Raw genomic sequence first — 24,071 nt, 5'->3', positions numbered from 1 at the left:
GGATAGAAGATTCTCCAGTAAATTCATGGTAAGATAAGGATAAAGTATATAAATTCAATAGGAAAAGAGGGTATTATGCTAGAGAAATGGGTCCAGGAATTAAAAGATGGTGAGCAAGACCTGATTGCGTGGAGAAGACATCTGCATCAGCATCCCGAGCTTTCTTTTGAAGAAACGAATACGTCTGCATTTATAGCCGATCAATTGCGCTCTTTTGGTATTGAGATAAGAACGAATGTGGGTGGAAACGGTGTGCTCGGATTTTTAGATGGCGGCCAGCCGGGTAGAACGATTGCGTTTCGCGCTGACTTTGATGCGCTTCCTATTCAGGATGAAAAGGATGCGCCCTATAAATCCGCGGTTCCTGGTGTTATGCATGCTTGCGGACATGATGGTCATACGGCTGCGCTGCTTGGAGTGGCACGTGTATTAAGCAATAACCGGAAGGCACTGAAGGGCAAGCTTGTGTTTATTTTTCAACATGCTGAAGAAAAGCCACCCGGCGGAGCCAAGTTTATGATTGAGGATGGCTGTCTGGATGGAGTGGAGGCGGTATACGGTATTCACCTCGCTTCTGAAATTCCACTTGGTAAAATTGGATTAAAGAGCGGGCCTGCCATGGCGGCAGTCGATGCGTTTACGATCCAGATTAATGGCAAAGGCGGCCATGGCGCACGACCGCATCAGACGGTAGATTCTATTGTCATCGGTAGCCAAATTGTGAACGGATTGCAGCAGGTGGTCAGTCGCAGGGTGGACCCTATTGAATCAGCGGTACTAACCATTGGTGTTTTCCAGGCGGGAACCGCCTTCAATGTCATTGCGGATAAGGCTAAAATCGAAGGGACCGTGCGTACGTTCAATAAAGAAGTGCGCAAGGAAGTCGAGAATGAAATTCGCAGTATCGTCAAGGGTTTGACTGAGGCTTATCATGCAGGATATGAAATTGACTATCTGAATGGCTATCCTTCTTTGGTGAATGCTGAAGCCGAAACCGAACGTGTACGCGAGCTTGTCTGCAGGCTGTTTGGAGGTGACGCTTTTCTAGATCTGAAGCCGGTCATGGGAGCAGAGGATTTTGCTTATTATTTGGAGAAACGGCCGGGAGCTTTCATTCATGTGGGGGCGCGTAATGAGGATGAACGAACACATTATGCTCACCACCATCCTCATTTTGATATTGATGAGCGTGCATTGCTTGTGTCAGGACACATATTTTTGGCGCTGGCGCTTGAATATTTGCAATAATAAAGGAATATTTAAAGTTTATCGACGGCATTCACGTAAGACGGAACCGCGCATAGCGCGGTTTTTTGGCGTATATTAAAGCTTTTGACAGATATTAAAGAATGAGATATTAAATGATTATTTCAATATATGAAAAATTCATAATAGTATACATAAAAGGTATCAACGGCAAGCGAAGGATCAGGTCCACACAGTAAGCTACGAAGCAAGTAATGATCTTAACATAATCTTGATTTTTTACACAAGGAAATGTGAAAAGGATGACGAATCTATTGAGCGAGACAAAATGGAAGCGCTTTATAAAATGTAATTCCTGCTGTATTTCAATTATAACAACTGGAGGTGAGGCCGAGAGAAGCTTTTATCAGACTATGTTGGTTGTTGGAAAGACAATGATTAGGAACGAATCTGGAATCGACTGAGTTCTTTCATCTGGAAAATATTTGTATATTAAAAAAATAGTGAAGGAGGTTGAATTCATTGACTAAGGCAAAAAGCAGGTTTAGGATCGCGTGTTTGGCGCTTGTGGTAGCGGGCGCTTCCTGGACAGGGTTGATAACGCCGTCACATGCTGCCGCTCCAAGTGATGAGTACACCTGGAAGAGTGTGGTCACGGGTGGCGGTGGCGGTTTTGTGCCAGGTATCATTTTTAATGAGAAGGAAAAAAATCTGATCTATGCCCGTACGGATATCGGAGGTGCTTACCGCTGGAATCCTGCTGACGAGAGCTGGATTCCGTTGACGGATTCTGTGGGTTGGGAAGATTGGAACAAAAATGGCGTAGATGCGTTGGCGACTGATCCTGTTGATCCGAATCGTGTATATATAGCTACAGGAACGTATACCAATTCCTGGGACAAGCAAAATGGGCAGATTATGCGGTCGACCGACAGGGGCAATACGTGGCAGACAACGAAGCTTCCTTTTAAGGTGGGAGGCAATATGCCAGGACGCTCGATGGGTGAACGTCTGACGATTGATCCCAATAAGAACAATATTTTGTTCTTCGGGGCACGGAGCGGCAATGGATTATGGAAAAGCTCGGATTATGGGGCAACCTGGAGCAAGGTGAGCAGCTTCCCGAATCCAGGCACGTATGTACAGGACCCTTCCAATGAGTACACCAGTGATATCGTCGGTTTAGCCTGGATTACGTTTGACAAAAAGACGGGCTCTGCCAGTAAAGCAACACAGACGATCTATGTAGGTGTTGCGGATAAAAAGCAAAGTGTCTATCGCAGTACAGATGGGGGGACGACCTGGTCCGCTGTAGCAGGACAACCAACGGGCTATTTGCCGCATCATGGGGTGTTATCGTCAGATGGTAATTTGTACATCTCGTATAGCGATGGAGCAGGTCCATATGACGGGACAAAGGGTGATGTGTGGAAATTGAATACAGCCAGCGGTCAATGGACCAATATAAGTCCTGTTGCCAGTAGCAGCACGGACAATTATTTTGGATATGGTGGACTGACAGTAGATGCGCAGAAACCGGGTACTCTGATGGTGGCTACGCTGAATTCCTGGTGGCCGGATGCAACGATTTATCGCAGCACCGACAGCGGGGCAACCTGGAGCCCTATTTGGGAATTCGATGGTTATCCAACTCGCAAGCTGAAATATAATTTGGATATAACAGCTGCACCTTGGCTAACTTTCAATACCAACCCTGCTCCGCCGGAAGTATCGCCTAAGCTGGGCTGGATGATCGGGGATCTGGAGATTGATCCATTTAATTCAGACCATATGTTATACGGCACAGGAGCTACGATTTACGGCTCCAAAAATGTGACGAACTGGGACAAGGGTGGTAAGCTGGACATTTCGGTAGCAGCTAAGGGGGTAGAGGAAACGGCGATTTTGGATCTTGTAAGCCCTCCAACCGGTGCACCTTTGGTGAGCGCAGTAGGGGATGTCTCCGGTTTCAGACATGACGATCTGTTCAAGGCTCCCGCTAAAATGCTGGATAATCCCACTTTTACAAGCAGTGAAAGTATCGATTATGCTGAACTGAATCCAGCCTTTATGGCGCGGGTAGGCAAAGCCGATTACCAAAAGGATCCGAATGCCAAATCCATCGGCTTCTCCAATGATGGCGGAGCAAACTGGTATAAAGCGAACAGCGAACCTTCCGGCACAGTAGGAGGGGGAAGCATAGCTGTTGCGGCAGATGGTAATGGCTTGCTTTGGAGCACCTCGGACAAAGGTGTATATTACTCCAAAACAGGCGGCAACTCATGGACCGCAAGTACAGGTATTCCAGCGAACGCGAAGATTGCCTCGGATCGGGTGAATTCTAACAAATACTATGCGTTCGCCAACGGAAAAATATATGTCAGCACCAATGGGGGCGTATCGTTCACAGCTTCCGCGGTATCAGGCTTACCAACGGAAGGTAATGCCGATATTGATGCAGTACGTGGAGCAGAAGGGGATGTATGGTTCGCTGGAGGCTCTGAGGATGGAGGGCCATACGGCTTGTGGCATTCCAAGGATTCCGGCGTTACGTTCACCAAGTTCGCTAATGTGCAGGAGGCAGACTTTGTAGGCTTTGGTAAAGCAGCACAGAATCGTACCAATGCAACTGTATTCATCGTTGGTAAAATCGACGGTACACGCGGATTTTACCGTTCGGACGATGCTGGCGCAAACTGGGTACGCATTAATGACGACAAGCATCAATATGCACGGGTGACGACCATTATCGGTGACCCCCGAGTTTATGGGCGTGCTTATCTGGGAACAAATGGCCGCGGTATTCTGGTGGCAGATCGAGTGGGAGGTGATCAACCATCTGTAGGTGATTCTAGCATTACGCCGACGACTGCAACCTATGGACAGGATAACGCAAATACCGATATTTCCGTCAAGCTTACACTGAACGGTAATACGTTAGACGCCATCCAGCAGGGCAGCGTGGTACTGAAAAAAGGTGAAGATTATACGCTCGATGGCGAAACGGTTACCTTCTCCAATAAGTATTTGTCTAAACTCCCTAAAGGAGACACAGCGTTAATGTTTCATTTTAATGCAGGTAGCGATGTGCTGTTCACGGTGACAGTAAAGGAAAATACACCAAGCGAGCCGGGAACAGAACAGGGTGTTCTCAAGGTACAGACCTTCAATGGGAATGTATCCGAAACAAGTAATACGATCAGCTCCAAGTTTAAAATTACGAATACAGGAACCTCATCCGTTTCCCTTGCGAATGTGACGCTACGTTATTATTACACTATAAATGGGGAGAAGTCCCAAAATTTCTTCGCAGATTGGTCAAGCGTTGGTCCTGAGAATGTGATTGCCAGCTTCAAAACACTGTCCAATCCAAAACCGGGAGCAGATTCTTATGTGGAAATGGGCTTTAAGCCAGGGGCGGGTTCTTTAAATCCCAGTCAAAGTGTGGAGCTACAAACGAGGGTATCCAAAACGGACTGGAGCAATTACACTCAAACCGATGATTATTCCTTTGACGCCACAGCAACCAGTTTAAAAGATTCCACTAGGGTAACTTCTTACTTGTCTGGAAGCAAGCAATGGGGAATAGAGCCGTAAACCCTGATAAGGTAAGCGAAATCCGAACGAAAAGGGGACTTTGCTAAAATGGCTAACTGCTTTGCAGCATTTAGCATAAGAATAATCCTAAAGCCAGCCACTCCTGATGAGCGAGCTGGCTTTATTTTTGTTGGCCTTGTTGACGCTTAGTCGATTTTTCGGGAACAGACCAAACGACAAATGAAAATAGAAATCGATAAAGCTCCAATAACACACCTATATAAATATTCACTATATGAAAAATTCAAAATAGATAAAAAAATTCTTTCTCGCATACGATCTGCACAAAACACACATACCACTTGAATCAGGAAAAAGGCAAATTATCCCGAACGTATGTTCTTTTCTTAGAAAAAAATGCTCTTGTCCTCAGACAAAAGCGGTTCTATATAAGTCGAACACGAAAAAATGAACGTTAAAAACGGAGTAGGCGGAATAGTGCTGTACAAGCGAAGTGGTGGCGATGGGAAGCACTATTCGGCTTGTATAATCCAATCAAACAAGGTACCGGGATGCTGAAATCAACAGCGTCATCGTAATGACATTCACAATGGTTGAGAGCAGTACCGTTTGAGCTGCGAAATCGGGTTCATTTTTATATTCCTCAGCCAAAATACTTGTATTAACACCGGTAGGCATACCGGATGCAATCAGCAGGGCTTGTGCTGGAATCCCTTTAAGCCCAAGCAAGAGTACGAGCAGAAAACCGACCGCAGGACCGGCAATCAGACGCAACACCATACTGATATACACGGCTGTACGCCGCAGACGAAAGGGATATTGCACAATTTGCGCTCCCAAGGTAAGCAGAGCAACGGCAACCATCGACTGGCTGATATAATTCAATGGCTCTGCCAGTAAATTGGGCAATGGACTGTGTAACAGATTTAGCAGCAAGCCCAGCACGAGGGCATAAGGAACCGGCATTTTCAAAAAATTAATCAGAATTTTTCGAGTGTCGGCCTTACCGTTCTGTACAACAAAGGTACCGTATGTAAAGGTGACAAAGCTTTGAAAGGTCATAATCAGTGCTTGAACGGACGTAGCCAGCGGATCACCTTTGAATACTAACTGATTGATCGGCAGACCGTAATTCCCCGAATTATCAAGCATGACACTGTTTGTAAAAGCTCCCCGCATTCCGGGACTGTATTTTAGAGATCTGGCAACAGTCGTACTGATGACGTACAGAATGGCTATGTACAAGGCATAAAAAAGAGAAACCTCACCCATAAGCAATAACGAAATTTCCGAATTATACAGTCCGGTAAACACAACCGCAGGGGTAATATAGTAAAAATTGATCTTAGCTAAAGTATACAAATCCAGTCGAAAATAATATTGCATGATACAACCAAAACCGATGAGTACAAAAATAGGTAAAACCACGTCCAAAAGAATGGTGCCGAACATATCTGGTTCATCTTCTTTCTATTGTGCGATTTCTTAAAAATGCATGTGCATTGTCCATTATACTGTGGAAATAGGTTGGACGTATAATGAAATTTTATATAACCCAAGAGAGGCCACTCGCATTACGTGCTGGTCATGTGTACAATTACATTGAGAACACAGAGAAAAGGGAATGGCGTAGATGGATTTAGGATTAACGGGAAAAGCTGCCTTTGTTGCAGGCTCCAGCAAAGGACTTGGCAAGGCAAGCGCACGGGAGCTGGCACGTGAAGGTGCGAATATCGTGATTTCGGGACGGGACGAAGCAGAGCTTCAACATACACAGGCTGAACTCCAGGAAACGGCCAGCGGGCGCGTCGAATATGTGGTTTGCGATGTAACGAAACCTGAACAAATTTTCGAAGCTATCCGTCGTACAGCAGATTTGTTCGGCACCGTCGATATTTTAGTTAACAATGCGGGCGGGCCTCCTGCGGGAACCTTTGATGATTTTACGGATGAAGTTTGGCTGCAAGCCTTTGAGCAAAATTTGCTTAGCCATATCCGGTTAATTCGTGAAGCTCTACCATATATGAAAAAACAACAAAGCGGCCGAATTTTAAATATTGCATCCTCGTCGGTTAAGCAGCCGATTCCGGGTCTTATTATCTCGAATACACTACGTACGGGTGTCGCTGGATTGGCGAAAACACTGTCTCTGGAATTAGCTCCTTACAATATCCTGGTACATACCGTAGCGCCGGGAAGAATCGCAACCGATCGTGTGCGAAGCTTGGACGAGCATCGGGCCGAGAAGACCGGGCAAACTTTAGATCAGGTTCGTAAACAAGCAGAAGAGGGTATTCCGTTGGGACGATATGGGGAGCCGGAAGAGTTCGGGAGAGTGGTTGCTTTTTTGGCATCTGAAGCCTCGTCCTATTTGACAGGCAGCACCATTCTTGTTGATGGCGGGATGATCAAATCGTTGTAACCAATATAAAATAAGCGTGCCAGCATCATAATGAAACAGATGTCAGCACGCTTTTTTAGGAGGGTTAGTTAAGAAGCTGTGAATCGCTGTTCACTAACCGATCAGTTCTTGCGGCGTGGAAGCTCACAACCGTCGTCGGTGCATACACCACCTGTATCGTCTGCGGAGGAGCTTGCGCTTACCATCGTGAACGGAGAGCGTTCATCCCATGCTTTTTGCAGAGCATTATGGAATACCTCGTCCGGCTGAGCGCCCGAAACAGCAAATTTACGATCAAAAACAAAGAACGGCACACCCCGAACGCCCAACCCAGCACCCTCGGCTTCATCGGCTCTAACTTCATCCGTATAGTGATCACTGGCCAGCACAGCAGCGGCTTCGTCTCGATCCAGGCCAACCTCGGCAGCCAGCGCCGCCAGCACTTCAGGGTCACCTGTATGCTTGCCTTCTATGAACACAGCCTGGAATAAGCGCTCGCTCAGCTCCAGCATTTTGCCTTGTGTTTGAGCCCAAAGCGTTAAGCGGTGGGCATCCAGCGAGTTGGTTGGCACCATCGCATGAATATTGTACTCCAGACCCGCCGAGCGTGCATTTTCGTTCATACGATCATTCATAGCCTGAGCCTCTTGCAGACTGACGCCATATTTGGCCGACAGCTCTTCATTGATCGTTTTACCACTATCTTTTACAGCGTCCGGGTTCAGCTCAAAGCTCTTAAATGTCAATTTCACCTCATCGTGGTGCGGGAATTGCTTCACTACTTGTTCCAAACGGCGTTTGCCAATATAACAGAACGGACACATATAATCAGACCAAACTTCGATATTCATAAGGAAAAGCCTCCATATATACGTATTTTATCGAGTAACCGGGAGTAAACAAGTTCACGTTTAGCATGTCAAAGGTGAAACTTGACCAGTTACAATAAGAATTATAAGGCCAAAACCTGCTATGTGCAAATATTTAATGCTTGTCAAAAAATAAATGCTGTGATATTTTATATGTGTAACCGGTTACACAGGAGCTGAAATTACACAATGACAACAATTAAACAGGTCGCCAGCTATGCAGGCGTTTCCGTAGCGACTGTATCCAGAGTTATTAATGAAACGGGATATGTGCATGAGGATACACGCCGCAAGGTTGAGGCCGCTGTAAAGCAACTAAATTACAAACCCAACGAAGTTGCTCGTTCTCTGTACAAAAAGAAATCAAAATTAATCGGTCTGCTTCTGCCGGATATTACGAATCCTTACTTTCCCTTGCTAGCTCGCGGAGTAGAGGATCGAATGCAGGAAAATGATTTTCGAATTATTTTTGGCAATAGTGATGAGGATCGGCAAAAAGAACTGGATTACATGGATACCTTTTTACAAAATAATGTCGTTGGCGTCATTTCATCTACAAATGATCCCAATGCTGATTGCTACGCCAAGCTGAAAATCCCTGTTGTTTTTCTCGATCGGACGTCCAATGACAGTCCCTCGGTATATGCGGATGGCGCTCATGGTGGTCGACTTGCAGCGCAGGAAATCATTGCCCGTGGTAGTAAACAAATTACGGTCTTGCAAGGCCCGGCACATATTCGTCCGGCGCAGGATCGTTTTCGCGGAGCGGTTGAAGAGCTTCAGCAATCGAATATTGCTTATCATGTCGTCAAGACAACGTCCTTTTCGTTCAAGGAAGCTGAGCTGTGGGCCAAAGAGCTGTTCAACAAGCATCCTGATACGGACGGAGTCATTGCGAGTAACGATATTGTGGCTACAGCGGTAATGCATGAGGCACATCGATTAGGAAAGAAAATCCCGGAGGATGTTCAGATTATCGGGTTTGATGATATACCGTTAAGCAGTTTGTTATTCCCGCCATTGTCAACGATCCGTCAGCCTGCCTACGAAATGGGTTGGGAAGCAGCAGGATTGCTGATTCAACTGATTGAGCAGTCACAAGCTACAAAGTCAAGCATACCTAATCTTCATTCGAGTATACTTACCCATTCAAGCATACAATTGCCCGTCAAATTCATTGAACGGGAAACGACCAGAAAGGTGGATTATCATGGCTAAAATCACGATTGTCGGAAGCAGCTCGATGGATCTTGTAGTGACTACCTCCAAGCGCCCCGGCGCAGGAGAAACCGTACTGGGTGAAAGCTTTGCAACCGTACCCGGAGGGAAAGGAGCCAATCAGGCAGTAGCCGCAGCCCGTCTTGGAGCGGACGTTACGATGATTGGACGCGTAGGGGATGATCATTTTGGCCAACAGATTTTACGGAACTTTGAAGAAAATCGTGTTCATGTCGGCTATGTGAAACCGGTTACACATATGGAAAGCGGCACAGCACATATTGTACTGGCTGAAGGGGATAACAGTATTGTCGTTGTAAAAGCAGCGAATAATGAAATAACTCCAGCCTATGTAGAAGAAGCGCTCGATGTAATCCGAAATTCGGATATGGTGCTCATCCAACAGGAAATACCGGAGGAAACGGTCGCATACGTGAGCAAAATTTGCGCCAAGTATGAGGTGCCGCTGTTGCTGAATCCCGCTCCGGCTCGTGAGGTGGAAGTAAGTGTGATTGAGAATGCGACATATATTACTCCCAATGAGCATGAAGCCGCTATTATGTTCAAGGGCCAAAGCCTTCAAGAGGCTCTGCGTCAATATCCGAACAAGCTGTTTGTTACTGAAGGCAGCAACGGTGTACGGTTTTTCGACGGAGAACAGGAGGTCGTTGTTCCTACCTATAAAGTAGAAGCCGTGGATACGACAGGTGCAGGGGATACATTTAACGCTGCATTTGCCGTGGCGCTGGCTGAGGGGAAATCACTGGCAGACAGTGTGAAATTCGCCAATCGTGCTGCATCGCTGTCCGTTACCAAATTTGGAGCACAGGGTGGTATGCCAACACGGCGTGAAGTGGAGGAACAATTATAATATGAAAAAACATGGAATTCTGAACAGTCATATATCCAAGGTACTGTCGGATCTCGGCCACACGGACTATATTGTCGTGGCCGATGCCGGCTTACCTATTCCTGAAGGCGTTACTAAAATTGATTTGGCTCTCAAATGGGGCGTACCGTCCTTTCAAGATGTCGTTGATGTGATCGCAGATGACATGGTGATCGAAAAGGTAACGTTGGCTGAAGAAATGAAACAGGAGAATGATGAAGCTCTACAGTATATTATCCGCACATTTACAAAGGAAGAGTCAGAAAATTCGCAGACCACGGCGCAAACTGCCGCCATTGAGTTTTGTTCGCATGAGCAATTCAAGGAGTTGACCCGTCATGCCAAGGTGGTCATCCGCACAGGAGAAAATAAGCCGTTTGCCAATTGTATTTTGCAGGCCGGAGTTTATTTTGGATAAGCCTATTTTGGATAAGTTAATTTTATATAAAAAGGAGGGGACAGCATGCATATTCAAATGAAGGGAATTCACAAAGCCTTTGGTACCAATCAGGTGCTGAGCGGTGTGGATTTTGATCTCCGTGAAGGTGAGGTTCATGCACTCATGGGTGAAAATGGTGCAGGTAAATCAACGCTGATGAATATTTTAATCGGACTGCATCACCGTGATGAAGGGACGATTATCATTGACGGTCAGGAAACTTATTTTGCTAACCCTAAAGAGGCCGAACAAAAGGGGATTGCTTTTATTCACCAGGAGCTGAATGTGTGGCCGGAAATGACCGTGCTGGAAAATCTGTTTATCGGCAAGGAAATGACATCCAAGTGGGGGTTGCTCGACAGCACCAAAATGAAAGCGTTAGCAAACGAGCAATTCGCTAAGCTTGCCGTGAATCTTCCTTTGAATGGTGAAGCAGGCGAGTGCTCCGTGGGTCAACAGCAGATGATCGAAATAGCCAAAGCATTGATGACGGATGCCAAAGTGATCGTAATGGATGAACCAACAGCCGCGTTAACCGAACGGGAGATTCAAAAACTGTTTGAGGTTATTACTTCCTTGAAAAAAGAAGGCGTTTCCATTGTGTATATTTCACATCGGATGGAGGAAATATTCGAAATCTGCGACCGGATTACCGTCATGCGTGACGGAAAAACAGTGGATACCCAAGCGATTCCCGATACTGATTTTGATGAGGTTGTGCGGAAAATGGTTGGCAGGGAGCTAACTGAGCGCTATCCGGCGAGAACACCTGCTTTGGGAGAAGTGGTGCTGGAGGTCAAAAATGCCTCGCACAAAAGTATTTTTAAAAATGTGAATTTTACCGTGCGATCCGGGGAAATTGTGGGCTTTTCAGGCTTGATGGGTTCGGGGCGGACAGAAATCATGCGAGCGCTTTTTGGACTGGATGCTTTGGATAGCGGTGAAATTCATGTGCGTGGAAAAAAGGTGACGGTCCGCAAGCCGGATGACGCGGTGAAGCTGGGAATTGGCTTTATTACAGAGGACCGCAAGGATGAGGGATTGGTGCTGGATTTTTCGATCCGGGAAAACATGGTGCTACCCAATCTGTTCAGCTTTACGTCGAAAGGATTTATTTCAGGCAAAAAAGAGCTGGATTTTGTTAATACATTAATTAAGCGCTTACAAATAAAAACTCAATCAGGCGAAACGACGGTACGCAGTTTGTCAGGTGGCAATCAGCAAAAAGTGGTGATCGCCAAATGGGTGGGCATTGGCCCAAGCGTACTTATTCTTGACGAACCGACAAGAGGCGTGGATGTAGGTGCCAAACGGGAAATCTACCAGTTGATGAACGAGCTGACCGAGCGCGGAGTAGCGATCATCATGGTATCCTCAGAACTTCCCGAGGTGCTCGGCATGAGCGATCGTATTATCGTGGTGCATGAGGGACAAATCACCGGGGAACTGAGCAGGGAAAAAGCCACGCAAGAACACATTATGACGTTAGCTACAGGAGGACAGTAATATGACAACCATGAATGAAACAAAAGGTGGCAAAGGGTTTCAAATGTCGCAAATTACACAAAAGCTCGGCCCGTTGCTGGGACTCATTATTTTGGTCATCATCGTATCGGTCTTGAATCCCAGCTTTTTGGAACCGCTTAATATTCTGAATTTGTTGCGCCAAGTATCTATTAATGCGCTGATTGCGTTTGGTATGACCTTCGTGATTCTCACAGGCGGGATTGATTTGTCTGTCGGTTCGATCTTAGCCCTATCCAGTGCGTTTGTCGCGAATATGATGCTGGCCGGGTTCGATCCGATTTTGGCAATTATCATTGGTTGTGCGCTGGGTGGCGTAATGGGGATGATTAATGGCTTGATGATCACCAAAGGTAAAATGGCTCCGTTTATTGCAACATTGGCGACCATGACTATTTTTAGAGGATTGACACTGGTCTATACCAACGGTAATCCGATTACGGGACTCGGGGACAGTCTGGTATTTCAGTTGTTCGGCCGCGGTTACCAGTTTGGCATTCCGGTTCCGGCGATTACAATGCTCATTACCTTTGCCGTACTGTGGATCATTTTGCATAAAACGCCGTTTGGACGCAAAACGTATGCCATCGGTGGTAACGAGAAGGCTTCGATTGTATCCGGTATTAAAGTACCGCGCGTGAAAATTTGGATTTACTCTCTGGCTGGAATGCTCTCTGCTTTGGCGGGTGCTATTTTGACCTCACGTTTGAACTCCGCACAGCCGACAGCAGGTACTTCATATGAACTGGATGCCATTGCGGCTGTCGTACTGGGCGGAACAAGCTTGTCAGGGGGACGCGGACGAATCGTAGGTACGTTGATCGGTGTACTTATTATCGGGACGCTGAACAATGGCTTGAATTTGCTGGGAGTGAACTCTTTTTATCAAATGGTGGTCAAGGGGATTGTAATCGCCATTGCTGTATTGATTGACCGTAAGAAATCAGCTTAATACGCCTAATCTGCATAGAAGGAGATCACATATATGAAAAAACTTACATTAATCATGACAGCCTTGCTGCTCCTGCTGATGACGGGTTGTTCTCTGGAACCGCCGGAATGGGCAAAGCCCAAAGCAGGTGCGAACTTGAAGGAGATCAAAATCGGCTTGTCCATCTCAACGCTGAACAATCCATTCTTTGTTTCTCTTAAAGACGGAGTCGTTGCAGAAGCCAAAAAACAAGGATTGCAAGTCATTGTCGTCGATGCGCAAAATGATTCGGCGAAACAAAGCAATGATGTGGACGATCTGATCCAGCAAGGCGTAAATGCATTGTTAATTAACCCTACAGATTCGTCGGCTATCTCCACGGTGGTTCAATCCGCTAATGCTTTGAACATCCCGGTCATTACGCTGGATCGTTCTGCTGACAAAGGAGATGTAAAAGCGCTTGTCGCTTCGGACAATGTAGAGGGTGGACGTATGGCTGCCAGATACGTGATCGATCAAGTCGGAAAAGGTGCCAAGGTCATTGAGCTGGAAGGCGTACCAGGTGCATCGGCTACCCGTGAGCGGGGTAAAGGCTTCCACGAAGTAGCGGATAAGGAACTGAACGTTATTGCCAAACAGTCGGCCGATTTTGACCGGACCAAGGGTTTGAATGTCATGGAAAACCTGCTGCAAGGCAACCCGGACGTTCAGGCGGTATTTGCCCATAATGATGAAATGGCGCTTGGGGCAATTGAAGCAATTCAAAGCTCTGGTAAAAATATTCCAGTGATCGGCTTTGACGGCAACGAGGATGCACTTAAATCGATTAAGGAGGGCAAGCTCACGGCAACCGTAGCTCAACAACCTGAACTGATTGGACAATTGGCGGTTCGAGCGGCACAGGATGTACTCCAAGGTAAAACCGTGAAAAAATCAATTCCTGCCAAGCTGGAGTTAGTAGATCAGAAGAAATAAAACGGGTGTATGTCCCCATATATTTAAAATTCCGGGCTGATGCGAGAATGCGATCAGTCCGTTTTTTTATGAGTCAGGAATCATTTGCTTCGTATAATATGGAAGTTTTTAATTTTAATGTTGTAAGAAGTAGCAGTAAAAGATAGAATAACAAATGTATGATAATGAGAATCACTATCATTTTCGGATATATATAACTAAGGAGGATTTGTAATATGCAACAAAGTAACAGATTAAAATGGGGAATCACGCTTTGTCTTGTGGTTCTGCTGACGGTTGTACTGGGTGCTTGTGGAAACGCAGCTAGCAACAACCATCCGAACGAAAAGATCGACACTAAGGATCCATCCGGACAATCCAAAACGGTTGCCATGCGTGAATATACAGATGCCACTGGCAACAAGATCAATATCCCTGTAAATCCGCAACGAGTTATTACGACGCAATATTTGGATGCGATACTGGCCTTAGGAGTTAAACCGGTAGGTGCCGCTTCCCATTTGTTGGAGGGCGAATATTTAAAAGGAAAGATTGACGGAATTGCGGATATTGGGAACCCGACAAATGTAGAAAAGGTGCTGGAGCTACAACCAGACCTGATCCTAATAACAGAAGACACCACTCCCGAAGTGAAGGAACAACTGGAAAAAATTGCACCAACTGTAGTCATTTCTTTTATGAAAGGGGATGTGTTTAAGCAATTTCGGGATGTTGCTGCCGTACTCGGTAAGGACAAGGAAGCTGAGCAGTGGATTGCTAATCTGGATCAAAAGGCTGCCGAAGGGCGGAAGAAGCTGGCTGGAAAATTTAAGAAAGGTGAAACGGTCACGATTTACATGACTTACGGTAAGGATGTGCTAAGAGTGTACGGGGCGCGGAATGTAGGACATGTCATTTACCGTTCACTGGAATTGAATCCTCCTGAGTACATACGCCAAAAGCTGGCGAAGGACCCGAACTTTAATTTCGTTTATGATAGCATTTCAATGGAAAAGCTGCCTGAACTGTCAGGGGATCGAATTATTATGCTGGTTTATGATGAAGAGACCAAGGATGGAATCCTCAAGGAAATCGAGCAAAGCGCACTGTGGAGAAACCTCCCTGCGGTTAAAAACCACAAAGTATATTTCATCAAAGCTGACCCGTGGTTTACGTACTCACCGCTTGCGATTGACAAATCGCTGGATGAAGCGGTTAACATGCTTTCCGTTGATCCTAAATAATCACTTGAAATAAGAAAGGAGAAGTCATATACATGTTAAAACGTTTTTTTGAATATTACCGTCCTTACCGGACTTTGTTTATTATTGATTTCTCTTGCGCCTTGCTGGCTGCACTGCTGGAGTTGGCTTTCCCACTTGCCGTCAACCGGGTGGTCGATGATTTGCTGCCTAGCGGGAACTGGAAGTGGATTTTATATGCTTGTCTAGCTCTGCTTGGTATTTATGTAGTCAGTGCCGGATTAAATTACGTGGTTACCTATTGGGGCCATAAGCTGGGAATTAACATCGAATCGGACATGCGTAAAAAGCTGTTTGATCGAATTCAAAAGCAATCCTTCCGTTTTTTTGATAATAACAAAACAGGGCATCTCGTCTCCCGTATGACTAACGATCTGATGGATATCGGGGAAATCGCCCACCACGGACCTGAAGATTTGTTTATCGCGTTGATGACACTGGGAGGGGCCTTCGGCATCATGCTCGGCATTAACTGGAAGCTGGCAGTGCTGACGTTCATTATTGTGCCGCTTATGATTTACTTGTCCTTGTATTTTAGCCGTAAAATGAATGCTGCTTTCCATCGAATGTTTTCGGATATCGCAGATTACAACGCACGTATCGAAAATAACGTTAGTGGTATCCGCGTTGTACAAGCATTTTCGAACGAAGAGCATGAAATGGAGCGCTTTGCTGAAAACAATGGACGATTCCGTAAAACCAAGCTAATTGCTTACCGTATTATGGCTTGGAATTCTTCAATTAGTTTTATTCTGATGAAACTGGTTTCGCTGTTTGTACTCGTGTGCGGTACATGGTTTGTGATTGAAGGGCAAATGACGTACGGGGAATTTATCGCGTTTGTGATGCTGTCCAACGTATTTCTCGCGCCAATCAAGCAGATTAACTCCGTTATTGAAACGTATCCCAAAGGCATTGCCGGCTTCCGCCGATACCTAGATTTGTTGGAAAGTGAATCGGATGTAGAAGATCTGCCAGGGGCCAAGACCGTTACCCATCTCAATGGAGAAATCCAATTTGCAGGTGTAACATTTGGCTATGAAAACAAAGACAAAGTATTGCGTAAAGTGGACCTATCCATCCATGCGGGAGAGACTGTAGCACTGGTCGGCCCTTCAGGAGCAGGTAAAACGACGCTTTGCAGCTTGTTGCCACGCTTCTATGATGTGGAAGAAGGCAGTATTACCATTGATGGTATGGATATCCGTGAAATGAAGCTGGAATCGTTGCGCTCCATGATTGGGATCGTACAGCAGGACGTGTTCCTGTTCGATGGAACAGTTCGTGAAAATATTGCATATGGCAAGCTAGGTGCCTCGGAAGAAGAAATTTGGGATGCCGCCCGACGGGCTCAGATTGAAGACCTCGTTCGTTCATATCCGGAAGGTTTGGATACCATGATTGGTGAACGGGGCGTAAAGCTGTCCGGGGGTCAAAAGCAACGCTTGTCTATTGCCCGGATGTTCCTCAAAAATCCGCCTATTCTCATCTTGGATGAAGCGACATCCGCACTGGATACAGAGACAGAAGCTGCGATTCAGCAGGCTTTGACAGAGTTGTCGCAAGGACGCACAACGCTCGTTATTGCGCATCGTCTGGCAACGATTAAAAACGCCGACCGCATTATCGTAGTTGCCGATCAGGGCATCGCCGAGCAAGGTAGACATGAAGAATTGCTGGCGGTAAAAGGTCCATATAGCCGTCTGCATCAAGCCCAGTACGGTACCTAAATGAACTAGTATAAAATGTAAGCGGAGAGAGGAATGAATGTTTTGAAAAAGGAAATGTGGATTGCAATGATGCTGCTGTCATTCATGCTGGCTCTGACCGCTTGTGGAGGAAATACGGGGCAGACTGACGGAAAGCAGAATCAAACTTCTACCGAGCAGAAGCCAGCAACGAAAACAGTCAAAACAATTCATGGTGATGTTACAGTCCCAACTCATCCTCAACGGATCGTAGTAGATATGTATCAGAATGATTTATTAGCTCTTGGTATTCAACCCGTGGGGAGTGTGAAGTATTATTTGGACAATCCGTTTTCCAAGGATCTGGTACAGGGCGTCACCAGCATTGGAGATCGTGGTAGCGTGTCCTTTGAAAAGGTACTGACTCTGGAGCCGGATTTGATTTTGATTGGTTCCAAAGATGCTACTGAATATGAGAAATACAGTAAAATTGCACCGACCGTCGCTATTCCTTATGGTACGTATAAGGATGTACATGAGGAATTAACTGCTTTTGGAAAGCTTCTTGGTAAGGATCAGGAGGCTAAAGCGTGGCTAGCCCAATACGATCAGCGAATGCAGGCAGCACGCGACAAGTTAATGGGAATCATTCAACCTGAGGATACCTTCACTGTGATGGAGGCTTCAACGAAGGAGTATTATGTATATGGCGATAACTTTGGCAGAGGAGGGCAGGCGGTATACAGAGGACTGGATTTGACGCCTCCACCTCTTGTTCAAAAAGAATTATTAGGTGAGACTCAATGGAAATCCGTATCGAAAGAAGTGATTAATCAGTATGCTGGCTCTTATATTTTTCTGACGGTTAACAAGGAAACCGCCGGTTATACAGGGGACAGTATATGGAAGTCACTGGATGCCGTTCGAAATGGCAGGGTCTTTGAGTTACAGGAGGATCGCTATTGGTACTTTGACCCGATTGCCATTGTAGGACAAGCAGAAGAAATCGCAGACATGCTCGTCCAACGGAATAAAGAGAAGGTTTCACAGAAGTAGTTACTCAGGTGTTGCTGGTAGCCCTTTGGTATTGATGCCAAAGGGCTTTATTTTTTCACAAAATTGCAGGGCTTCACGGGTTCGTCGAAATTTACTATTGAAGCCATTGGCGCATTAATTTACAATAGTAAAGATTGCTTGATAATAATTCTCATTATCAAATGCCTTCATGAGCGCAGGTCTGTGTGATAGCCTACATACTATTCAACAGTAAGGGTGAAAAATAGTCATGAAATTATCAGAATCATCGGAGAGTCCCGCCCAGAGTAACAATAGCCAGCCGCCGACTCCATTCCACTCACGTCCATGGGCGGCTTCGCTCATCTTAACAGCCGGACTAGCCTTTTTGGCATTCGGTATCGCTTTATCCCTATCTTTTGGCGCAGCTCCAATTAGGCTGTTTGAGGTATGGAATGCAGTCTTTCATTTTAATCCTGAAATACAAAATCATCAAATTATTTGGGAAATCAGGCTACCACGGATTTTGGGTGGTGTGTTGATTGGAGTCTGCTTCGCTGTGGCGGGGGCAATTATGCAGGGGATGACCCGCAACCCGCTTGCTGACTCGGGTTTGCTTGGATTGAATTCGGGAGCTAGTTTGGCGATGGCGATTTGTTTTGCTCTTTTTCCCGGGTCATCCTTTTTACAACTGATGCTGTACTCCTTTGTTGGCGCGGCCTTAGCTGTTGTGATGGTATATGGTACAAGCTCCATATCCAAGGGTGGGCTTACGCCAGTACGCCTTGTATTGGCGGGTGCAGCTGTAACGGCATTGCTGTCTGCCTTGGGTGACGCGATCAGCTTGTATTTTAATGTCGGACAGGATCTGGCCTTCTGGTATGCAGGGGGACTTAGCGGAACCAAGTGGGTGCAACTGGGGATTGTCTTACCTTGGGTTGTGGCAGCCTTTATCGGTGCTCTTATGCTGTCACGGTCTATTACGTTGCTCAGCCTGGGGGATGAAATTGCGCTCAGTCTCGGTCAGCGCACTGGCATTGTAAAGGTGCTTGGGATGATCCTGGTACTTATTCTGGCGGGGGCGGCAGTGTCGCTGGTAGGATCTATCGGCTTTGTAGGGCTGATTATTCCTCATATGACCCGCAAGCTGGTAGGTGTCGATTATCGCTGGATCATTCCTTGCTCGGCCATTATGGGAGCTTTACTCATCGTGTTTGCCGATCTGGCGGCGCGTATGATTAATGCACCGGAGGAAACACCAGTAGGCGTGCTTATTGCCCTGATTGGGGTGCCATTCTTCCTTTATCTGGCTCGTAAAGAAAGGAGGGCACTGTAAGATGAATAACATCACGACTGGAGCTATTGCCAAAGCAGATCACCGTAAAAAAATCCATGATTGGATCGTTGTTATCGTTCTGCTCATTCTGCTTATTGCTGCATTTACCATTAGTGCGAATACAGGAACTATTCGACTTTCGCCAATGGAGCTTTTTAGAACCTTATTTGGGCAAGGGGCTCCACAGCAGGAATTAATCCTGTTTGAATTCCGATTGCCACGAATGGTTATTTCCGTTTTGATCGGTGCAGGTCTGGCCGTTTCCGGCTGTATCATGCAGGGAGTTTCACGTAATGGTTTGGCGGACCCTGGTATTTTGGGGATTAATGCCGGAGCCGGGCTGATGGTTATGCTGTTTGTATTGCTTTTCCCAACGATGCAAACAACGAATTCATTGTTTTTACTACCTGCCCTTGCGCTGATTGGATCGGGAGCGGCTGCTATTTTGATCTACGCTCTTTCTTACAAAAAGGGTGAAGGGATTTCTCCGACAAGGTTACTGTTAAGCGGAATTGGTGTAGCGGCGGGGATCAGTGCTGCGATGATCATCCTAACTCTCAAGCTTACGCCTGAAAGTTATACGTTTGTTGCCAATTGGTTGGCAGGAAGTATATGGGGGTCCAACTGGAAATTTGTAATGGCACTGTTACCTTGGCTTGTGGTGCTGCTGCCTTTCGCATACTACAAGGCCAATGTAATGAATGTGCTTAATTTGGGAGATCAAACGGCATCCGGGTTAGGTACATCTATTGAAAAAGAACGCATCCTTCTGCTCGCTGCTGCGGTTGGATTGGCCAGTTCCAGCGTATCGGTTAGCGGTGGAATCGGCTTCGTCGGTTTAGTCGCTCCGCATTTGGCGAGAAAACTGGTGGGGCCAAAACATAAGATGCTGTTAGTGGCCTGTGCATTGGTTGGGGCACTGTTAGTGCTTGTGGCGGATACAATTACACGATCCTTACCTTTACAGAAAGAAATCCCGACAGGTTTGATCGTGGCCATCATTGGTGCTCCATACTTCCTATACCTGCTAAGTCGCTCCAGGGGATAACATCGCGAAGAAATCATAACTTATTCATTAAAAGCTATACACGACAAAATAACCTTCAACCCCACTAAGGAAGTGGGGTTGAAGGTTATTTTGCATTTAAAAATTTAAACATTCGTATTTTTCATATCAACGGGAAGTATTCAAGGCGTGAGAAGTTTGATGAAGCTCCCTGATCATTTTGTGCAAAGTATAATTTTCTTGACGCGTCACGCCGTGTTGATTTTCCTGAACCAGCAACTGATGGATGTTCCGTTTTAGAATTTCACTTCGACGTTCCAGCATTTCGGTACTCATAAATAAATGAACACTCCCTTTGTCATGAATAACTTACATTTTTGAAATGAATATAAGCTGAAAATAGTTTGCCTTCCGACTTCTTTAAGTATAGCGTGCTGAATGATGAAGGGAAAATGGAGAGAAACAGCAAAATTCTTTTTCACATCATCCATGTCCCGCCGACGGCTACTCACCCCGTGGGTTCTTAGATATGCTCTCTGATGCTGATGATAACGGTATCTTAGGAGAAAATCAGTCAAAATGGCGGTAGACAAGGCTAAGGGCTTTATTTTATACTTAAAAAGTGCTTAAAATAACTGCGCATAATATAAATTATACGCAGTTTAGGTTTAAATCGACTTTTATTATCCCTCACGCACAAGATGTCGATTGGAATGTCGATAAAAAGTAGGCGAAAATGGACGTTTTACAGTATATTGGGAAGATGAATCGGAACGGAGGTAATCGGGGTGAAAAAAGGGGTACGGCAAATGGAGCCGGATATGATAGATGATATTGATGAAGTGTATGCTGAGGAACTGGAAGCTTTTTTGATTTGGATGAAAGATGCAGGGTATACGATACATACTCAAAAAAACTATACGGGGGATGTGAAGCAGTTCTTACTCACGTTGCGGGATAAACCACTCGATCAGGTGAAAAAGATTCATGTGATGTCGTATCTGTCTAAAGCTCGGGAAGGCGGAGCTGGAGATAGCACCCGGAACCGCAAGCATGCAGCGGTGAGTAGCTTTTTTAAAGCGCTACAGGAATTTGAATTGTGCAGCACGAATCCGGCTTTCGGAATTAAAAAAGCAAAGACCGAAAAGAATCGTATGCCCGTGTACCTGGATGAAAATGAAATTCGGCCATTTTTACTCGCGGTGGAAGGGAAATATGCCAATCGCAACATGGCTATTTTTCTGCTCATGGTATATATGGGATTACGGGTGGGAGAGGTTCATTCTTTGAATGTCCCGGATTACAGCCGGGAGCGACGCACACTGGATGTGTTTGGTAAAGGGAGAAAGTGGCGTACGCTCCCGGTGCCGGAGGCTGTGTGTGATGTTTTAGATCGTGCATTGGAGGAAAGATTAACCCCGTGGAGAGGGAAGGAGGATGCGATGTTCGTGTCGCAAAAAGGCCGCCGACTGGCGGTTCGCTCTATCCAGCAGATCGCTACAGAAACGTTCGAGCGATTCCAGCAGGATAAAGGTGCGCAAGGTCGAGTGGCTTACTCCAGCCATAAGCTGCGTCATACGTTTGCAACGATGCTTTTGCGTAGAGGTGCAGATCTGCGTACTGTGCAAGAGTTGCTGGGACACTCTTCCATTCAGACCACCACTGTATACACGCATGTCACGGATCGGGAAAAGGAAAAAGCGATGGACAAGCTGGATGTCCAGATACCAATAACGGGATTATAAGTATATACCAGGAGTTGATTTTGAAAATAAACACATTGAGTTTACATAAAAAATATTATGTAAACTAAAAAAAGAATTGCACCCTGACTTGGAAATCGCATCAACGACTTGTGTCATCCATATTGTGAACATAGTATCCTTTATCATCGTACTTATTCTTATTTTTGATTGATTTGATCCAAATGATGCTGCATATGCTGAATATAATCGTCAACTAGCCACTGTAATGTTTCGGTAGACTGGTCATCTTTTTGAAATTCTTTCTCAAAATCGAGTGATGTACATGAGTTTAACATATTTATGATTTGTTTATTTAATAGTTTCCATAGATGTATGACATCCGCGTGGGAGAACGCTTCCTGATACTGATTAGCTGCAACCCAATCATTTTGCGCATATGCTTCAATTTTCAGGGGACCTTGAATGCTTAATCATTATAAATCTTCGATGATTATTAGAAGCGGAGTCGCACAGATGCCCTAGTATTTCTTTTTTAGACCATTTTTCTGGGAAAGGTTTGGCATTAAATTCATGTTCTGAGATCGAAAAGAATTCTTTTTCATGATCCTCGATAAGCCTAGCGAGTTCTTCAACAGTAATATTCAATAGATGTGCCTCCTTATTTTAGCGATTGTCATATGATAAACCTTAGAATAATTCAGAATAAATTGGAAAGCAATGGTGAATTAAAAGCCAGTATGGTATTGCCTTGACAAAGGTAATAAAGTAAAGGTACAGAAGCTTTTTTTAATAGTAATACGATGCCAATAATGCAGCTAGCTTTATCACTAAATCCAACGAAGAGAACGGTGTCTGACTAACGATAAAGAAAATGATGGATTTACAAAACCAATAAAATTAATTATCGTTATTTAGAGAACCACTCAAAACTGCTCAATGAAAGGACTATACGTAGTATGAAAAATAAAATACTGGTTTTTGATATTGGCGGCTCTTTTATAAAATTCAGTTTGTATTTTCAAGGTGAATTTATGAGCAAGGGTAAAGTCAAAACTCCATTGGACTCACTTGAGAATCTGCTTGTAGCTTTAAAGCAAATTCTTAATCAGTTTATGGATGAGTGCGAAGGTATAGCCGTCAGTATGCCAGGTATTGTGAATTCAGCAAGCGGCCATATGGTGCATGGAGGTTCATTAAGATATATAAATGATATAAATATGATAGAAGTTTTTAAGAAAGCGTTTCACAAGCCCGTAGCGATTGAAAATGATGGAAAGTGTGCTGCTCTTGGGGAAGCATGGCGTGGTTCATTACAAGGGATTACCGATGGTGTTGTTCTGGTAGTTGGAACAGGGATGGGGGGTGGAATCATCTCTCAAGGGAAATTGCTGAAAGGTCACCATTTATCGGCTGGAGAATTCTCCTTCATCAGAACGAACAGCGAGTATGCAGACAATGATGATTATTTGTTTGGTATGCAAGGGAGTAGTTTTGTTTTAACAAAAACCGTTGCGAAAGCTAAAGGACTTCCTGCAGATTCAATAACAGGTGAACAAGTATTCAAGTTCATTGAAGAAGGTGATCGCGCGATCCAAACGATTTTTCATGAATACTGTAGGAACATCGCAACACAAATCATTAATTTGCAATCGATTCTTGACCCTGAAAAGTTTGTTATTGGGGGAGGCATATCTGAAAATCCTTTACTGGTAATTACGATTAGGGAAGAGTTGGAGAAGCTTTATATGGAATCTATCTATAATTTTGTGCGTGCAGATATTGAACAAAGTAAATTAGGCAATGAAGCGAATTTGCTAGGCGCTATATATAACTACAAACAATCGTATCATCTTGAATTATGACAAAAGTTATATTTCGACGAGTAAGGGATTGAGTAATACAAACAAATAAAATGTTAACAAAAGAGCGTGCCTTTAACTTTGGACACGCCTTTTTTGTGTTACAGACGTTTGATATAAGAGGTTTGAAAAACAGAATACTTATCCTTGGAGCTTCAGGCTCGGGAGTATCGTCGCTTGGAAGTAAGCTGGCTCTGAGACTCCCATATGT

20 protein-coding genes are annotated in these 24,071 nt (G+C 45.1%); 16 read left to right on the top strand and 4 right to left on the bottom strand.

All coding sequences use genetic code 11. From position 1 onward, the window contains the following. Window positions 1–75 precede the first annotated feature (75 nt). Entirely contained in the window at window positions 76–1,248 is a 1,173-nt protein-coding gene (locus C1I60_RS19805; RefSeq protein ID WP_137063261.1) for a M20 metallopeptidase family protein, read from the top strand. A gap of 480 nt (window positions 1,249–1,728) precedes the next feature. Beyond that, window positions 1,729–4,803 carry a cellulose binding domain-containing protein gene (locus C1I60_RS19800; RefSeq protein WP_137063260.1) on the top strand — a complete coding sequence of 1,025 codons (3,075 nt, stop codon included), beginning with the start codon at window positions 1,729–1,731 and terminating at the stop codon, window positions 4,801–4,803. A gap of 495 nt (window positions 4,804–5,298) precedes the next feature. On the opposite strand, the gene C1I60_RS19795 is transcribed toward C1I60_RS19800, so the two are convergent. Further along, window positions 5,299–6,216 (bottom strand): AEC family transporter, encoded by a 918-nt coding sequence (locus tag C1I60_RS19795; RefSeq protein ID WP_137063259.1) that lies wholly within the window; start codon window positions 6,214–6,216, stop codon window positions 5,299–5,301. A gap of 181 nt (window positions 6,217–6,397) precedes the next feature. On the opposite strand from C1I60_RS19795, the gene C1I60_RS19790 reads away from it, so the two are divergent. Beyond that, on the top strand, window positions 6,398–7,186 hold the full coding sequence (locus C1I60_RS19790) for an SDR family oxidoreductase (RefSeq protein WP_137063258.1): 789 nt from the start codon (window positions 6,398–6,400) through the stop codon (window positions 7,184–7,186). Window positions 7,187–7,287: 101 nt separating this feature from the next. On the opposite strand, the gene C1I60_RS19785 is transcribed toward C1I60_RS19790, so the two are convergent. Next, window positions 7,288–8,016, bottom strand: coding sequence for a DsbA family oxidoreductase (locus tag C1I60_RS19785; protein ID WP_137063257.1), 729 nt, complete (start codon window positions 8,014–8,016; stop codon window positions 7,288–7,290). 207 nt (window positions 8,017–8,223) lie between these two features. On the opposite strand from C1I60_RS19785, the gene C1I60_RS19780 reads away from it, so the two are divergent. The 11 genes from C1I60_RS19780 (at window position 8,224) to C1I60_RS19730 (ending at window position 20,337) form a co-directional block, all read left to right on the top strand. Then, window positions 8,224–9,252: a LacI family DNA-binding transcriptional regulator gene (locus C1I60_RS19780; RefSeq protein WP_137063256.1), complete on the top strand. Its 1,029-nt coding sequence runs from the start codon at window positions 8,224–8,226 to the stop codon at window positions 9,250–9,252. Further along, on the top strand, window positions 9,245–10,123 hold the full coding sequence (gene rbsK, locus C1I60_RS19775) for a ribokinase (protein WP_137063255.1): 879 nt from the start codon (window positions 9,245–9,247) through the stop codon (window positions 10,121–10,123). The genes C1I60_RS19780 and rbsK overlap by 8 nt, the downstream gene beginning before the upstream one ends. A 1-nt stretch (window position 10,124) precedes the next feature. After that, window positions 10,125–10,559, top strand: a complete 435-nt coding sequence (gene rbsD, locus C1I60_RS19770; RefSeq protein WP_137063254.1) for a D-ribose pyranase — start codon at window positions 10,125–10,127, stop codon at window positions 10,557–10,559. 45 nt (window positions 10,560–10,604) lie between these two features. Further along, window positions 10,605–12,086: a sugar ABC transporter ATP-binding protein gene (locus C1I60_RS19765; RefSeq protein ID WP_137063253.1), complete on the top strand. Its 1,482-nt coding sequence runs from the start codon at window positions 10,605–10,607 to the stop codon at window positions 12,084–12,086. A gap of 1 nt (window position 12,087) precedes the next feature. Further along, window positions 12,088–13,056 (top strand): ribose ABC transporter permease RbsC, encoded by a 969-nt coding sequence (gene rbsC, locus C1I60_RS19760; protein WP_014281544.1) that lies wholly within the window; start codon window positions 12,088–12,090, stop codon window positions 13,054–13,056. A 33-nt stretch (window positions 13,057–13,089) separates the two neighbouring features. Then, a complete protein-coding gene (rbsB, locus tag C1I60_RS19755) occupies window positions 13,090–14,010 on the top strand; it encodes a ribose ABC transporter substrate-binding protein RbsB (RefSeq protein ID WP_137063252.1) in 921 nt (306 codons plus the stop codon). Window positions 14,011–14,225: 215 nt separating this feature from the next. Further along, the gene (locus C1I60_RS19750) at window positions 14,226–15,233 is read left to right on the top strand and encodes an ABC transporter substrate-binding protein (protein ID WP_137063251.1); all 1,008 of its coding nucleotides are present in this window, start codon (window positions 14,226–14,228) and stop codon (window positions 15,231–15,233) included. Between the two features lie 32 nt (window positions 15,234–15,265). Further along, window positions 15,266–16,981, top strand: coding sequence for an ABC transporter ATP-binding protein (locus tag C1I60_RS19745; RefSeq protein WP_137063250.1), 1,716 nt, complete (start codon window positions 15,266–15,268; stop codon window positions 16,979–16,981). Between the two features lie 33 nt (window positions 16,982–17,014). Further along, window positions 17,015–17,995, top strand: a complete 981-nt coding sequence (locus C1I60_RS19740; RefSeq protein ID WP_137063249.1) for an ABC transporter substrate-binding protein — start codon at window positions 17,015–17,017, stop codon at window positions 17,993–17,995. A gap of 229 nt (window positions 17,996–18,224) precedes the next feature. Beyond that, entirely contained in the window at window positions 18,225–19,289 is a 1,065-nt protein-coding gene (locus C1I60_RS19735) for a FecCD family ABC transporter permease (protein WP_137063248.1), read from the top strand. 1 nt (window position 19,290) lies between these two features. Beyond that, window positions 19,291–20,337, top strand: a complete 1,047-nt coding sequence (locus C1I60_RS19730) for a FecCD family ABC transporter permease (RefSeq protein WP_137063247.1) — start codon at window positions 19,291–19,293, stop codon at window positions 20,335–20,337. Window positions 20,338–20,463: 126 nt separating this feature from the next. On the opposite strand, the gene C1I60_RS24575 is transcribed toward C1I60_RS19730, so the two are convergent. Beyond that, window positions 20,464–20,631 (bottom strand): hypothetical protein, encoded by a 168-nt coding sequence (locus C1I60_RS24575; protein WP_007432475.1) that lies wholly within the window; start codon window positions 20,629–20,631, stop codon window positions 20,464–20,466. 473 nt (window positions 20,632–21,104) lie between these two features. Between C1I60_RS24575 and C1I60_RS19720 the strand changes: the two genes are divergently transcribed. Further along, the gene (locus tag C1I60_RS19720) at window positions 21,105–22,040 is read left to right on the top strand and encodes a tyrosine-type recombinase/integrase (protein WP_434784424.1); all 936 of its coding nucleotides are present in this window, start codon (window positions 21,105–21,107) and stop codon (window positions 22,038–22,040) included. Between the two features lie 402 nt (window positions 22,041–22,442). Here the strand turns inward: C1I60_RS19720 and C1I60_RS25895 are convergent, their stop codons facing one another. Further along, window positions 22,443–22,646: a hypothetical protein gene (locus C1I60_RS25895; RefSeq protein ID WP_252361799.1), complete on the bottom strand. Its 204-nt coding sequence runs from the start codon at window positions 22,644–22,646 to the stop codon at window positions 22,443–22,445. A 311-nt stretch (window positions 22,647–22,957) separates the two neighbouring features. Between C1I60_RS25895 and C1I60_RS19710 the strand changes: the two genes are divergently transcribed. Beyond that, window positions 22,958–23,863, top strand: coding sequence for an ROK family protein (locus C1I60_RS19710; RefSeq protein WP_137063244.1), 906 nt, complete (start codon window positions 22,958–22,960; stop codon window positions 23,861–23,863). Window positions 23,864–24,071: the final 208 nt, after the last annotated feature.

The organism is Paenibacillus terrae, assembly GCF_005217525.1.
Taxonomy (GTDB): domain Bacteria; phylum Bacillota; class Bacilli; order Paenibacillales; family Paenibacillaceae; genus Paenibacillus; species Paenibacillus terrae_C.
The sequence above is the reverse complement of the archived record's forward strand: the minus strand, read 5'-3'. Positions and strand labels throughout refer to the sequence as shown.